1 protein-coding gene is annotated in these 325 nt (G+C 44.9%); it reads right to left on the bottom strand.

All coding sequences use genetic code 11. From position 1 onward, the window contains the following. Positions 1-101 precede the first annotated feature (101 nt). Positions 102-257, bottom strand: coding sequence for a hypothetical protein (locus tag JIG37_RS18460; RefSeq protein ID WP_199530038.1), 156 nt, complete (start codon positions 255-257; stop codon positions 102-104). Between the last annotated feature and the right edge of the window lie 68 nt (positions 258-325).

Raw genomic sequence — 325 nt, 5'->3', positions numbered from 1 at the left:
TATGACGAAATTGTCGATGAAGTTTCAAAGGCGTGGAATCACTTTATTTCAATCCCGGATCGAGTAAGGAAAATGTGCAATCGGGAATGGATTAAATTGATTTAATCTTTATACGGAATGGTATAACTCGCTAACTCACGTTGGGTTTCGCTACGCTCTACCCAACCTACCTGGCTGATAGCTACAAACGCAAAAAAGCCCGACTCTTTCGAATCGGGCTTTCTCTTATTTGGAGCCTGGCGATGACCTACTTTCACATAGCAGCTGCTACACTATCATCGGCGCTGTTTCGTTTCACTACTGAGTTCGGCATGGGGTCAGGTGG

It is taken from the genome of Pseudoalteromonas sp. bablab_jr010 (genome assembly GCF_016464105.1).
Classification (GTDB): domain Bacteria; phylum Pseudomonadota; class Gammaproteobacteria; order Enterobacterales; family Alteromonadaceae; genus Pseudoalteromonas; species Pseudoalteromonas simplex.
Note: the sequence above shows the minus strand (reverse complement) of the source record. Positions and strands in the feature narration are given on the sequence as shown.